Source organism: Oscillibacter valericigenes, assembly GCF_021531915.1.
Lineage (GTDB): Bacteria > Bacillota > Clostridia > Oscillospirales > Oscillospiraceae > Oscillibacter > Oscillibacter valericigenes_A.
On record NZ_JAFBIV010000002.1, the window covers coordinates 135,514 to 150,325 of the forward strand.

The 14,812-nt window shown below is 58.9% G+C and carries 10 protein-coding genes; all 10 read right to left on the minus strand.

The window, feature by feature from the left end; all coding sequences use genetic code 11:
• Positions 1–45 precede the first annotated feature (45 nt).
• The 10 genes from fusA to rlmD all read right to left on the minus strand — a co-directional run bounded on the left by fusA (position 46) and on the right by rlmD (position 14,802).
• Positions 46–2,151, minus strand: a complete 2,106-nt coding sequence (gene fusA / locus JQM66_RS02315) for an elongation factor G (RefSeq protein ID WP_235228193.1) — start codon at positions 2,149–2,151, stop codon at positions 46–48.
• Between the two features lie 15 nt (positions 2,152–2,166).
• Positions 2,167–2,637 carry a 30S ribosomal protein S7 gene (gene rpsG, locus JQM66_RS02320; RefSeq protein WP_235228194.1) on the minus strand — a complete coding sequence of 157 codons (471 nt, stop codon included), beginning with the start codon at positions 2,635–2,637 and terminating at the stop codon, positions 2,167–2,169.
• Between the two features lie 148 nt (positions 2,638–2,785).
• Positions 2,786–3,202, minus strand: a complete 417-nt coding sequence (gene rpsL / locus JQM66_RS02325; protein ID WP_235228195.1) for a 30S ribosomal protein S12 — start codon at positions 3,200–3,202, stop codon at positions 2,786–2,788.
• Positions 3,203–3,299: 97 nt separating this feature from the next.
• Positions 3,300–3,539 (minus strand): ribosomal L7Ae/L30e/S12e/Gadd45 family protein, encoded by a 240-nt coding sequence (locus tag JQM66_RS02330; protein WP_235228196.1) that lies wholly within the window; start codon positions 3,537–3,539, stop codon positions 3,300–3,302.
• Between the two features lie 242 nt (positions 3,540–3,781).
• On the minus strand, positions 3,782–7,564 hold the full coding sequence (gene rpoC, locus JQM66_RS02335; protein ID WP_235228197.1) for a DNA-directed RNA polymerase subunit beta': 3,783 nt from the start codon (positions 7,562–7,564) through the stop codon (positions 3,782–3,784).
• A gap of 55 nt (positions 7,565–7,619) precedes the next feature.
• The gene (gene rpoB / locus JQM66_RS02340; RefSeq protein ID WP_235228198.1) at positions 7,620–11,297 is read right to left on the minus strand and encodes a DNA-directed RNA polymerase subunit beta; all 3,678 of its coding nucleotides are present in this window, start codon (positions 11,295–11,297) and stop codon (positions 7,620–7,622) included.
• Positions 11,298–11,618: 321 nt separating this feature from the next.
• The gene (locus JQM66_RS02345) at positions 11,619–11,804 is read right to left on the minus strand and encodes a hypothetical protein (RefSeq protein ID WP_235228199.1); all 186 of its coding nucleotides are present in this window, start codon (positions 11,802–11,804) and stop codon (positions 11,619–11,621) included.
• A gap of 58 nt (positions 11,805–11,862) precedes the next feature.
• On the minus strand, positions 11,863–12,108 hold the full coding sequence (locus JQM66_RS02350) for a permease of phosphate ABC transporter (protein WP_235228200.1): 246 nt from the start codon (positions 12,106–12,108) through the stop codon (positions 11,863–11,865).
• 189 nt (positions 12,109–12,297) lie between these two features.
• Positions 12,298–13,368 carry a GGDEF domain-containing protein gene (locus JQM66_RS02355; protein ID WP_235228201.1) on the minus strand — a complete coding sequence of 357 codons (1,071 nt, stop codon included), beginning with the start codon at positions 13,366–13,368 and terminating at the stop codon, positions 12,298–12,300.
• Between the two features lie 72 nt (positions 13,369–13,440).
• Entirely contained in the window at positions 13,441–14,802 is a 1,362-nt protein-coding gene (rlmD, locus tag JQM66_RS02360) for a 23S rRNA (uracil(1939)-C(5))-methyltransferase RlmD (protein ID WP_235228202.1), read from the minus strand.
• Positions 14,803–14,812 lie beyond the last annotated feature (10 nt).

Consider the following 14,812-nt stretch of genomic DNA (forward strand, 5'->3'; position numbering starts at 1 on the left):
AATATTGAAAATCCGCTATTCATGTCTTTTCGCCCTCAGACCGTCTCAGTCCTGAGGCTTGGTGCGGGTCTCGATGATCTTGTCCCGGATGCTCTTGGGCAGCTCACAATAGCTGTGGGGCTCCATGGTATACTGACCGCGGCCCTGGGTGGCAGAGCGCAGGTCGGTGGCATAGCCAAACATATTGGCCAGAGGCACCAGAGCGTCCACCTGCTGAGCGCCGGAACGGGCCTCCTGGCCCAGGATCTGACCGCGGCGGGCGGTCAGGTCGCCGATCACGGTGCCCAGATAGTCATCGGGAGCAATGACAGAGACCTTCATGATGGGCTCCAGCAGGATAGGATCAGCCTTCCGCATAGCCTCCTTGAAAGCCATGGAACCGGCGATCTTAAACGCCATTTCAGAGGAGTCGACCTCGTGATAGGAGCCGTCATACAGGGTGACCTTGACATCCACGACGGGGAAACCGGCCAAAACGCCAGCCTGCAAAGCGCCCTTGATACCGGCGTCGACAGCGGGGATATACTCCTTGGGAATGGAGCCGCCCACAACGGCGTTGATAAACTCATAACCCTTGCCGGACTCGTTGGGCTCGACCTTGATCTTGACATGACCGTACTGGCCGGAGCCGCCGCTCTGGCGCTTGTACTTGGTGTCCTGATCCACGGCCTTTTTGATGGTCTCCTTGTAGGCGACCTGGGGAGCACCAACGTTGGCTTCCACCTTGAACTCGCGCAACAGGCGGTCCACGATGATCTCCAGGTGCAGCTCGCCCATACCGGCGATGATGGTCTGACCAGTCTCCTCGTCGGTGTAGGTCTTGAAGGTGGGGTCCTCCTCAGCCAGTTTGATCAGGCCGATGGTCATCTTCTCCTGACCGGCCTTGGTCTTGGGCTCGATAGCCACGCGGATAACGGGCTCGGGGAACTCCATGGACTCCAGAATAACAGGAGCCTTCTCGTCGCACAGGGTATCACCGGTAGTGGTGTTCTTCAGACCCACAGCAGCGGCGATATCACCGGACCAGACCTCTTCCAGGTCCTCGCGGTGGTTAGCGTGCATCTGCAGAATACGGCCAATACGCTCCTTGACGTTCTTGGTGGCATTCAGCACGGAAGAACCGGTGGTCAGATGGCCGGAATACACGCGGAAGAAGCTCAGACGGCCCACATAGGGGTCGGTCATGATCTTGAAAGCCAGAGCGGAGAAGGGAGCGTTATCGTCAGAGGGACGCTCTTCCTCTTCGTCAGTCTTGGGATTGACGCCCTTGATGTGGGGGATATCCAGGGGAGAGGGCATATAATCCACGATGGCATCCAGCATCTTCTGCACGCCCTTGTTCTTGTAAGAGGTGCCGCAGACCACGGGGACCATCTCGTTGTCGATGGTGGCCTTGCGGATGACAGCACGGATCTTGTCCAGGGGGATCTCCTCACCGCCCAGATAAGCCTCCATGATCTCATCGTCGAACATGGAAACGGCGTCCATCAGCTTCTCGTGATACTCGTTGGCCAGGTCCACCATGTCCTCGGGGATGTCCTCGACACGCATGTCCTTGCCCAGGTCATCATAATAGATGTCAGCCTTCATCTCCAGCAGGTCGATGATGCCGCGGAAGGACTCCTCGGAACCGATGGGCAGCTGGATGGGCACGGCATTGCACTTCAGACGCTCGTCGATCATGCGCAGCACGTTGTAGAAGTCGGCGCCCATGATGTCCATCTTGTTGACGTAGATCATGCGGGGGACCTTGTAGTTATCAGCCTGGCGCCACACAGTCTCGGACTGGGGCTCCACGCCGCCCTTGGCGCACAGCACGGTCACAGAGCCGTCCAGCACGCGCAGGGAACGCTGGACCTCGACAGTGAAGTCCACGTGGCCCGGGGTGTCGATGATGTTGATACGGGTCTGGGGATACTGATGAGCGGAACCGGACCAGAAACAGGTGGTAGCGGCGGAGGTGATAGTGATACCACGCTCCTGCTCCTGAGCCATCCAGTCCATGGTGGCGGTACCGTCATGGGTCTCACCGATCTTATAGTTCACACCGGTATAGAACAGGATACGCTCGGTAGTGGTCGTCTTACCTGCATCGATGTGAGCCATAATGCCGATATTTCTGGTATTTTCAAGAGATGTTTTTCTCGGCATACTGTTTCTCCTAACTTACCAGCGGAAGTGTGCGAAAGCCTTGTTGGCCTCGGCAGCCTTGTGCACTTCCTCGCGCTTCTTCACGGCAGCGCCGGTGTTGTTGGCGGCGTCCATGATCTCGCCGGCCAGACGCTCGGCCATGGTGCGCTCGCTGCGGGCCCGGGAGTAAGCGGTCAGCCAGCGCAGACCCAGGGTCTGACGACGGGCGGGGCGCACTTCCATGGGCACCTGATAGTTGGCACCGCCCACGCGGCGGGCCTTGACTTCCAGGCTGGGCATGATATTCTCCATAGCCTGGGTGAACACTTCAACGGGGTCCTTCTCGGTCTTCTCCTTGATCTGGTCGAAAGCCGCGTAGACCACCTTCTGGGCAACGCCCTTCTTGCCGTCCAGCATGACGCTGTTGACCAGCTTGGTCACCAGAACAGAGCCATATACGGGATCGGGCAGAACTTCTCTCTTGGGAACATTACCTCTTCTGGGCACTATGCTTCCCTCCTTCATAATAATTCTATGATCTCATAGGTACTCAAAAGGCGATATTTCAGCCTTCCGTAGAATGCCTGCCGAAGCGGTAACATGTTCACACATATATATAAACCTATTCGGCAAAGCTTTCAGTGTTTTGCAGATCTTACTTCTGCTTGGGACGCTTGGCGCCGTACTTGGAACGGCTCTGCATACGGCCCTGAACACCCTGGGTATCCAGAGTACCACGGATGATGTGGTAACGGACGCCGGGGAGGTCCTTGACACGGCCGCCGCGGATCATGACCACAGAGTGCTCCTGCAGGGAGTGGCCGACACCGGGGATATAGGCGGTGACCTCGTAGCCGTTGGTCAGACGCACACGGGCGATCTTACGCAGAGCGGAGTTGGGCTTCTTGGGGGTCGCAGTTCTCACGGCGGTGCAGACGCCTCTCTTCTGGGGAGAAGGCAGATCGGTGGTCTTGGTCTTCAGGGTGTTCAGACCGAACTGCAGAGCGGGAGAAGTGGACTTGTAGGTAGCCTGTTCTCTTCCTTTACGGACCAGCTGGTTAAAAGTAGGCATTGATGTTCTCCTTTCTTACATATTTTTGGCAGCCGCTTTTTGCGGACAACCAATATTTTTTGCGGAAAACCTTGCGGTTATTCCGAAAAAAACGATTTTACAGGACAGCCACCACAGAGGCCCCCACCGTGATGCGGCAGGCCTGGCCCAGCTGGGCCATGGTGTGTCCATCCTCCAGGGGGATGCCGGCCGCCGCGCAGCTCTCAGCCACAGGGTCGGTGATGGCAGGATCAGCGTCGCAGGCCACATAGACCCGCTTCGCGCGCCCATCCCGGATCGCCTTGCGGGACTGCTTCACGCCGATGACCTTTTCCTGAGAAGCAAGCTCCGTGATCACGGGAAATTCCTCCTGGTATGCATGGCAAAATTCGCAGAATATATCCGCGCAATTTGGAATTATACCATGAGGAGACGCAATCGTCAAGCATTTCCGAAAAATGGATTTTTATTTTTCCTCTTTTACAAATACCGGGGATTATATACGCCATTTTTTCATTTTTTTATCAATTTATCCATAAAAAGGAGGGCTGTGATGATACACAGCCCTCCTTTTTATATGGTATGGTCAAGCAAAAACGCTCAGCCCTCGAACACGGGGACCTCTTCCGTCTCGGCGGGGGCCTCGTCAGGCACAAGCTCCTTGGCGAAGGTGTGGTAAGCCTGCAGGCCGGTACCGGCGGGGATCAGCTTACCGATGATGACGTTCTCCTTCAGACCCACCAGGCGGTCAGCCTTGCCCTTGATGGCAGCCTCGGTCAGGACCTTGGTGGTCTCCTGGAAGGAGGCGGCGGACAGGAAGGAGTCGGTGGCCAGAGAGGCCTTGGTGATACCCATCAGCAACTGGGTGCCAACAGCCTTCCGCAGAGGCTCGCCCAGCTCATTGGTCTCACCGGCGGCGTTGCGGCGCTCGATTTCCTCGTTGGCGTCGTCCAGCTCCAGGACGTCCACCATGGAGCCGTCCAGCAGCTTGGTGTCGCCGGCGTCTTCCAGACGGACCTTGCGCATCATCTGACGGACGATGACCTCGATGTGCTTATCGTTGATGTCAACGCCCTGCTGACGGTACACGCGCAGAACTTCCTGGATCAGATAGTTGTACACAGCGTCGGCGCCGCGGATGCGCAGCACGTCGTGGGGGTTCAGAGCGCCGTAGGTCAGCTGGGTGCCGGCCTCGATGGTATCGCCGTCCTTCACCTGCAGACCGGTATGAGGCACCGCGTAGGTGCGGGTGTCGCCGTCATCGGCGGTGACGATGATGTTCAGAAGGCTGCCCTTGCTGGCCTCCTCGAAACGGACCTTACCGCCGATCTCGGCCAGGGTGGCCATACGCTTGGGCTTCCGGGCCTCGAACAGCTCCTCCACTCGGGGAAGACCCTGGGTGATGTCGCCGCCGGCCAGACCGCCAGTATGGAACGTACGCATGGTCAGCTGGGTACCAGGCTCGCCGATGGACTGGGCGGCAATGATGCCGACCGCCTCGCCGGGGCCGACGGGCTGCTGGGTGGCCAGGTTCATGCCGTAGCACTTGGCGCAGACACCGCTGTGGGCCTTACAGGTCAGAACGGTGCGGATCATAACGGTGGGATGCTCGTCGACAGCGGGATCGAAGGCGCAGCGGTCTTCCTCCCGGGCAGTCTTCTGGACCCAGGTACGGCTCTCCAGAATCTTGGCGTCCTTGGCGTCCATCATCTTGGTGTCGGGCACCAGGACCTCGCCGGTCTGGGCGTCCACCACGTCGGCCACCAGGAAGCGGCCCCGGACACGGTCGGAGAACTTCTCAATGACCTGGCCGTTCTCGCTGATCTCAGAGACCTTGATGCCGTGGGTGACATGGCAGTCCTCCTCCCGGATGATGACATCCTGGGAAACATCCACCATTCGGCGGGTCAGGTAACCGGAGTCGGCGGTACGCAGAGCGGTATCCGCCAGGCCCTTACGGGCACCACGGCTGGAGATGAAGTATTCCAGAGCGGTCAGGCCCTCGCGGTAGTTTGCCTTGATGGGGATCTCGATGGTCTTACCGGCGGTATTGGCGATCAGGCCGCGCATACCGGCCAGCTGACGGATCTGCTTCATGGAGCCACGGGCGCCGGAGTCCGCCATCATGAAGATGGGGTTGTAGCGATCCAGGTTCTTCTGCAGGGCGTCGGAGACGTCGTTGGTGGTCTTCTCCCAGACCTGCACCACCTGCTTGTAACGCTCGTGGTCGGTCATGAAGCCCATCTTGTACTGGTTTTCGATGTCCAGCACCGCCTGCTCGGAGGCGGCGACCATCTCGTATTTCTTGGGGGGGATGGTCATATCCGCGATGGAAACGGTGATGGCGGCCAGGGTGGAGTGGTGGTAACCGGTGGCCTTGATGGCGTCCAGCACTTCGGCAGCCACGGTGAAGCCGTGCTTGTTGATGGCGCGGTCCACGATCTGGCCCAGCTGCTTCTTGCCGCAGGTGAAGGTGATCTCGTAATCGCAGATATGAGCGGGATCGGTGCGGTCCACAAAGCCCAGATCCTGGGGAATGTTGTGGTTGAAGATGATGCGGCCGGGAGTGGCTTCCACCACGCGGGTGTACTCCACGCCGTCCACCGTCAGGCTCCGGCGCACCAGAACGGGACAGTGGGGACCGATGGCGCCCTCGTTGTAGGCCATCAGGGCCTCGTTCTCGTTGGCATAGAAGTGCAGGGGCTTGTAGGTGGCCTTCTTCTGCTCCTTGGACAGGGCGGCGTTGGCGGCCAGGAACTCGTCGGCGTCCACCACAGACTGGGCGGTCAGACCGGTGTCGCCGGCGTCCTCGCACCAGATGGTCTCAGCGCCCTTCTCGGCCTTGCCCATGCGGTCCATGGTCAGGTAGTAGGAGCCCAGCACCATATCCTGGGTAGGCACGGTGACGGGGCCGCCGTCCTGGGGACGCAGCAGGTTGTTGGCGGAGAGCATCAGGATGCGGGCCTCGGCCTGGGCCTCGGCGGACAGAGGCACGTGAATGGCCATCTGGTCGCCGTCGAAGTCGGCGTTAAAGGCGGTACAGGTCAGGGGATGCAGCTTCAGGGCGCGGCCGTCCACCAGCACGGGCTCGAAGGCCTGGATGCCCAGGCGGTGCAGGGTCGGGGCGCGGTTCAGCATGACGGGGTGGTCCTTGATGATGACGTCCAGAGCGTCCCACACCTCGGTGACACCCTTATCCACCATCTTCTTGGCGGACTTGATGTTGTTGGCAGTGCCGTCCTCCACCAGCTTCTTCATGATGAAGGGCCGGAACAGCTCCACAGCCATCTCCTTGGGCACACCGCACTGATAGATCTTCAGCTCGGGGCCGACCACGATAACGGAACGGCCGGAGTAGTCCACGCGCTTGCCCAGCAGGTTCTGGCGGAAACGGCCCTGCTTGCCCTTCAGCAGGTCGGACAGGGACTTCAGCGCACGGTTGTTGGCGCCGGTGACGGCGCGGCCGCGGCGGCCATTGTCGATCAGGGCGTCCACGGCCTCCTGCAGCATCCGCTTCTCATTGCGGACGATGATGTCGGGGGCGTTCAGCTGGATCAGGCGCTTCAGGCGGTTGTTGCGGTTGATGACCCGGCGGTACAGGTCGTTCAGGTCAGAGGTGGCGAACCGGCCGCCGTCCAACTGCACCATGGGGCGCAGCTCGGGGGGGATGACGGGCAGCACATCAATGACCATCCACTCGGGCTTGTTGCCGGAGATGCGGAAGGCGTCCACAACCTCCAGGCGCTTGACGATGCGGGCCTTCTTCTGGCCGCTGGCGTCCTTCAGCTCGGCGTGGAGCTGGGCGGACAGGGCCTCCAGGTCCACGTCCTGCAGCAGCTTTTTCACGGCCTCGGCGCCCATGCCGGCCTGGAAGTCATCCTCATATTTCTCGCGGTAGTCCCGGTACTCCTTCTCGGAGAGGATCTGATTCTTGGTCAGGGGCGTCTCACCGGGATCGGTGACGATATAGTTGGCGAAGTACAGCACCTTCTCCAGGATGCGGGGACTGATGTCCAGCAGCAGGCCCATCCGGGAGGGAATGCCCTTAAAGTACCAGATGTGGGAGACGGGGGTGGCCAGCTCGATGTGGCCCATGCGCTCACGGCGGACCTTGGCACGGGTGACCTCCACGCCGCAGCGGTCGCAGATCTTGCCCTTGTAGCGGATCTTCTTGTACTTGCCGCAGTGGCACTCCCAGTCCTTGGTGGGTCCGAAGATACGCTCGCAGAACAGGCCGTCCCGCTCGGGCTTCAGGGTGCGGTAGTTGATGGTCTCGGGCTTCTTGACTTCGCCGTAAGACCAGGCGAGGACCTGCTCCGGGGAGGCCATGCCGATCTTGATGGCGTCAAAGGCAATGTTGTTGCCGGTATTGTTATCGATCATCTTTCGATTTCCTCCTTCAATGATTCAGAATTTCAGCGGCTGACGAATTTCTGAATCATTCGTCGTCGAAGTCGGCGTCGATGTCCGCGCCGGCATCCTCGGGGGCGTCCTCAATGTCGAAGCCGGACTCCTGGAAGTCCGCTTCCTCGGCGAAGGCACGGTGCCGGTCATCGTCGGCGTCCATGCGGGCCAGGTTGAAGGTATCCATGGCGTCCTCGTCTTCCTTCAGCTCGATGACGTTGCCGTCGGCGTCCAGGACCTGAATGTCCAGGCACAGGGACTGCAGCTCCTTCACCAGAACCTTGAAGGACTCGGGCACGCCGGGCTGAGGCACGTTGTGGCCCTTGACGATAGCCTCGTAGGTGCGGACACGGCCCGTCACGTCGTCGGACTTGACGGTCAGGATCTCCTGCAGGATATAAGCAGCACCGTAAGCCTCCAGGGCCCAGACTTCCATCTCGCCGAAGCGCTGGCCGCCGAACTGGGCCTTGCCGCCCAGAGGCTGCTGGGTGACCAGGGAGTAGGGGCCGGTGGAACGGGCATGAATCTTATCGTCGACCAGGTGGTGCAGCTTGAGGAAGTAGACGTAACCAACGGTGACCTTGTTGTCGAAAGGCTCGCCGGTACGGCCATCGTACAGGACGCTCTTGCCCTCGGGGTCCAGGCCGGCTTCCTTCAGCATATCCTGGATGTCGCCGTAGGTGGCGCCGTCGAAGATGGGGGTGGCCACCTTGCAGCCCAGGGCCTGGGCGGCATAGCCCAGATGGACCTCTAGCACCTGGCCGATGTTCATACGGGAGGGAACGCCCAGGGGGTTCAGCACGATGTCCAGCGGCGTACCGTCGGGCAGGAAGGGCATATCCTCCTGGGGCAGAACACGGGAGACAACGCCCTTGTTGCCGTGACGGCCTGCCATCTTGTCGCCCACCTGGATCTTGCGGCGCTGGGCGATATAGACGCGAACCACCATGTTCACGCCGGGCCCCAGCTCGTCGCCATTCTCACGGGTGAAGACCTTGGTATCCAGCACGATGCCGCTCTCGCCGTGAGGCACCTTCAGGGAGGTGTCACGGACCTCGCGGGCCTTCTCACCGAAGATGGCCCGCAGCAGGCGCTCCTCGGCGGTGAGGTCGGTCTCACCCTTGGGGGTGACCTTGCCCACCAGGATGTCGCCGGACTTGACCTCGGCACCCACGCGGATGATGCCGTTCTCGTCCAGGTCCTTCAGGGCGTCCTCGCCCACGTTGGGGATATCCCGGGTGATCTCCTCGGGGCCCAGTTTGGTGTCGCGGGCGTCGATCTCAAATTCCTCGATATGGATGGAGGTGTACAGGTCCTCCCGCACCAGACGCTCGTTCAGCAGAACGGCGTCCTCGTAGTTGTAGCCTTCCCAGGTCATGAAGCCCACCAGGATGTTCTGGCCCAGGGCGATCTCGCCCTGATCAGTGGCGGGGCCGTCCGCCAGGACGGTGGGATCATCGCCGCCGTGGACGCGCTCACCCACGGAGACGATGGGCTTCTGGTTGATGCAGGTAGTGTGGTTGGACCGCAGGAATTTGGTCAGCTTATAATCCTTGGTCTCGCCGTTGTCGTACTTGACAGTGACATGGCGGGCATCCACGGAGGTGACCACGCCGTCGCCCTCGGCCAGAACCACGATCTCGGAGTCGATGCAGATCTTGTGCTCCATGCCGGTGCCGACGATGGGAGCGTGGGGCCGGAGCAGAGGCACGGCCTGACGCTGCATGTTGGCGCCCATCAGGGCACGGTTGGCGTCGTCGTTGGGCAGGAAGGGGATCATGGCGGTGGCGATGGAGACCATCATACGGGGGCTGACGTCGATATAATCCACGTTCTCCCGGTCCACTTCCACGATCTCATCCCGGTGACGGGCGGTGATACGGGCGTTGATCAGGCAGTCGTTCTCGTCCACGGGCTCCACGGCCTGACCGACGATGTAGTTGTCCTCCTCGTCGGCGGTCATGTAGGTGATGGTATCGGCCAGCTTGCCGGTGGCCTTGTCCACAGCGCGGTAGGGAGCCTCGATGAAGCCGTACTCGTTGATGCGGGCATAGGTTGCCAGGTAGGAGATCAGGCCGATGTTGGGACCTTCAGGAGTCTCAATGGGGCACATACGGCCGTAGTGGCTGTAGTGAACGTCACGGACCTCCATGTTGGCGCGCTCACGGGAGAGGCCGCCGGGGCCCAGGGCGGACAGACGGCGCTTGTGGGTCAGCTCGGCCAGAGGGTTGGTCTGGTCCATGAACTGAGACAGGGGGCTGGAGCCGAAGAACTCCTTGATGGCAGCGGTGACGGGCCGGATGTTGATCAGACTCTGGGGGGTGACGATGTCCAGGTCCTGAATGGTCATGCGCTCCCGGATGACGCGCTCCATACGGCTGAAGCCGATGCGGAACTGGTTCTGCAGCAGCTCGCCCACGCAGCGCAGACGGCGGTTGCCCAGGTGGTCGATATCGTCCTTCACGGAGATGCCCATGGCCAGGCCGTTCATATAGTTGATGGAGGTCAGAATATCGTCGATGATGATGTGCTTGGGCACCAGATCATCCTTATGCAGCTTGATCTGCTCCTTCAGCTCCTCGCCGGAGTACTGACCCAGCAGCTCCTGCAGCACCTCGAACCGGACCCGCTCCTTGATGCCGCACTCGGCCAGAGGATCGAAGTCCACATAGTGCTTCAGGTCGCACATGCGGTTAGACATGACCCGCAGGGGGGTGCCGTCCACATCGATGGTGACCTCTGCCACACCCACGGTATCCAGCAAACGGGCGTCCTCCTTGCTCAGCAGGTGGCCCTCGTCGAACAGGATCTCGCCGGTGGCGGGATCAGCCACGGGGTACACCAGCTTGTAGCCGGTGACACGCTGCCACAGGGACAGCTTCTTGTTGAACTTGTAGCGGCCCACGACGGACAGATCGTAGCGCCGGGGATCGAAGAACAGGTTGTTCATCAGGGTTTCGGCAGCCTCCACCGTGGGGGGCTCGCCGGGACGCAGCTTGCGGTAGATCTCCAGCATGGCGTCCTCATAGTTCTTGCAGGGGTCCTTTTCCAGAGTGGCCACGATACGGGGATCGTCGCCGAAGCGGTCCAGAATCTCCGCGTCGGTCTTGAGACCCAGAGCGCGGATCAGGCAGGTGATGGGCAGCTTGCGGTTCTTGTCAATGCGGACCCAGAACACCTCGTTGGTGTCGGTCTCATACTCCAGCCAGGCGCCCCGGTAGGGGATGACGGTGGAGGTCAGCAGTGGCAGGTCGGTCTTCAGGTCGATCTCCTTGCCGTAGTACACGCCGGGAGAACGGACGATCTGGGAGACCACCACGCGCTCTGCGCCGTTGATGACGAAGGTGCCGGAGTGGGTCATCAGGGGGAAGTCGCCCATGAAGATCTCCTGCTCCTTGATCTCCTCGGTCTCCTTGTTGCGCAGGCGGACCTTCACCTTCAGAGGGGCGGCGTACGTGGCGTCACGGGCCTTGCACTCCTCCACGTCGTACTTGGGTGCCTCGTCCATCTTGTAGTCGATAAAGGTCAGCTCCAGGTTGCCCTGATAGTCCGTGATCGCGCCCACGTCGGTAAAGACCTCACGCAGGCCGGTGTCCAAAAACTCCTGGTAAGACGTCTTCTGGATCTCCAGAAGATTGGGCATGGGGACGACCTCCTCATACCGGGCGAAGTTCTTACGAAGGGTCTTTCCGTAATACTTGTCTTTGGCCATCTTCTCATTCACCTTTCTTCCGTCCCCCGCCGCCCTGTCCGGCGGCGATGACGGGTAGTTTGTTTCATCGGTATGACACGCTAGGATACGTTGTTAAAAATACTTTAACACACTCTTGCATTGCCATGGGAAATATGCTATCTTAAGTGCAGGCACAGGAATGGTCTTCCAATCCTCCACAATTTATAAGCGACTTATTTTATCATGTGATTCCCTTGGTGTCAAGGGAATTTTCTCATTTCCGGGCGATGCCCGGCTTTTTTATCGGCAAATAAAAGGCGGCCCCATCCCGTTGGATGGGGCCGCCTTTTGCGCTTCATGTCAGTCGTATAAATCCTCGTCGGCGTAATCGTCATATTCAGAGCCGAATTTCTGCGTCAGGCGCTTTTTCACGCCGGCGCAGCCCACGGACAGGTCGTGCCAGCCACCGATCAGCAGGCACACGAATGCCGCGAAGGCCAGACTGGCGCCGATGATCTTCATCACCATGCTTGCGGTCTTGCTCATAAAAAACCTCCTGTTTCAGATGTGTTTCAAAGAATATGATATACCAGCGGTCTGTTTTTTACAACCATTTTTCCTCTGCCGTCTCACGACCATTCAGCAAATATGGCAGGAATTTGGTCATCAGCGGCACATAGGTGCCCACGAACACCAGTGACGCCAGCCAGGCGGAGGCCCTTTTCTTCCGGGCAGGCACCGCGATACCCAGCATGACGCCCAGGGCCAGCAGGCAGAATTTCAAAACCGCAATGTCCTTCCAGGTGCAGTCCCTCAAATACCGGTCCGCCGCGTCCATCAGCCGCTTCATGGCAGTCTCCTCCTTTTGATAATCAGATAGTTGATTATACCATAAAAGCGAGTGGAAGAAAAGTCCCGGCCCGGGAAAAGTTTCATATCCGTTCCCGGAAGCATATCCACGAATCTTTTCACGGTCATCCTTCTATCATGGTTTTTATCACGCAGGCACAAGTCACTTTTGCGCCTTAACTTTTGCGCCTTAATTTGCCTGCTTTTTATGTGCTTTCTTGAATTGATACATATTATTATCGGCGGCTTCTTTGACCCTCAGAACATTGTCACCAGCCACAAAGGATGCCGAACCGACAGACACATAGGGCAGGATATCCAGTTCTTTTCTTCTGAAATTCAATCCCTCGATCAGTCTTCTGTAACAACTCTCTTGATCTGCACTTGGATTTAACAAAACGCAGAACTCATCACCGCCAATCCGATAGCAAAATCCATCTTTCGAATAGGCTTTTTTGATACAAGCCGCTACTTCCTCCAGGCACTTATCCCCCAATAAATGACCGTAATGATCATTGATATGCTTAAAATCGTCGATATCAAAGACAACCAACGTGCCGTCTTGTGCCAACGAGGCAGTTTGATTCAGGTAGCTTTTCTGATTCAGCAGCCCGGTGAGTTCATCCAATTGCTGCCACATTCCGTTGCAATACGTGAAATAAAGAATAGCCAGCAGGGATACGCATAGCCAGGTGACATGAACTTGCGGAAAGATCACCTGCACCATGGCACCCAGCAGCAGAAATGCAGCAATCAGGTAAATGCTGGTCCTACTTTTGTTCTGGTACCTTGCAGCGACCCGCAGAGTCATAACGAGGAGATAAAGTGTTCCGGCAAAATAAACCGCAAGAAATATTCCGAAAAATTCTCCCCGCATATATTGATTGTTCTGATCAACGTAAAAAATCGGCTTAAGGGGAAATGTCACCGCCAAAAGCACCAGATATACGCCCTCCGCGATAATGGCATATGCGATGCTTCGGTTTTTTTCCAAAGCCAACGCGAGAAAAATGGAAACCGCCGGTGTCAGCCCAAATCCCAGGTAATTTGCAAGAATATTGATCCACCTGAATGATGCCGGTCCATGATCTACAACAATTGTGATGACCTCTAAAATCGAAATAACAATGATCAAAGCGAATGACCTGATAAACCATTGCCGTTTCTCTTGGCTGAGCGTTTCGCTGAATTTTGTAAGAATACACATGATCCCCAGGACAAAGACATCTATAATTGTGATAACCAAAAAGTAGTAATCCATTTGAGCACTGGCCCCTTATCTACAATCATTCGGTGTCAACAGGGCGGGTTTCTTGACAGTTTTTCCCCGATCTCAATGCTTTTCAGCATGGTCTCGCATCATCAATACCACCGTCTCCACATGTCTTGTTCCCGGGAACATGTCCACGGCGCAGGCGCGGACCGCCTTGTAGCCAAGATTCTCAAAAATCTTCACATCCCGGCCCAGGGTGGCGGGATCACAGGAGACATACACCACTCGTTTGGGCCCCATGCCCGCCACGGAGGCGATCACCTCCGACGCCAGGCCCTTCCGGGGCGGGTCCACGGTGATGACGTCAGGCCGCAGGCCCTCCGCCTCCAGCTTCGCCGCGATATCCGCCGCGTCGCCGCAGAAAAACTCCGCGTTTTCGATGCCGTTCCGGGCGGCGTTCTCCCTGGCGTCCTCAATGGCAGGCGGTACGATCTCCGCGCCGATGGCCCGCTTGGCCTGCTTGGCAAGGCAGAGCGTGATGGTTCCGGTGCCGCAGTACAGGTCGAGAACGGTCTCCTCCCCCGTCAGTCCGGCGAATTCCAGGGCCTTTCCGTACAGCACCTCCGCCTGGTCCCGGTTCACCTGGTAGAAAGAGGGGACCGACAGCTTGAAGGTCAGGCCGCAGAGGGTGTCCATCAGGAAGTCCTGGCCCCAAATGGTGCGGTACCTGTCCCCCAGGATCACATTGCCTTTGGCGGTGTTGGTGTTCAGCACCACGCCCACCGTCCTGGGCGCCGCCGCCCGGATGAATGCCGCCAGCTCCGGCTCCCGGGGAAGCTGCTTGCCGTTGGCGATGACGCAGCAGAGGCTCTCACCTTTTTTGTTCACCCGGACGTAGATGTGCCGAATGAGCCCCTTGCCGGTACGCTCGTCGTAGGCCATCACTTTGTACCGCTTCATCCAGTCCCCCACGGCCTTGGCCGTCCTGTCGGAGACCTCCGACTGGATCAGGCAGCGGTCGATGGGCACCACCTTGTGAGTCCGGGCCTGGAAAAATCCGATGGCGCCGTCAGTCCCCACGGGATACTGGCTCTTGTTGCGGTAATGGGCAGGGTCCTTGGCCCCCAGGATCTCCTCCACCTGGAGGTCTGTCCCGCCCAGGCGGGTCAGGGCATCCTGGACCCGCTGGCGCTTGGCCCACAACTCCTCGGTGTAGCTCATGTGCTGGAAATCGCAGCCGCCGCACTTTCCGAAATAAGGGCACTCCGGCTTGGCCCGCTCAGGAGAGGGATGTTTGATTTTGACGATCTTTCCCGCGGCACAGGTCTTCATGACCTTGGTGATCTTCAGGTCGACGGTCTCCCCCCGGATGGCCTGGGGCACAAAGACCACGGCGCCCTCCAGGCGCACGATGCCCAGGCCCTCGCTGGAGTAGCCCTCCACAGTGCCGGTGTAGATGTGGTTTTCAAGCAGTTTTTCCATAATAACCTCG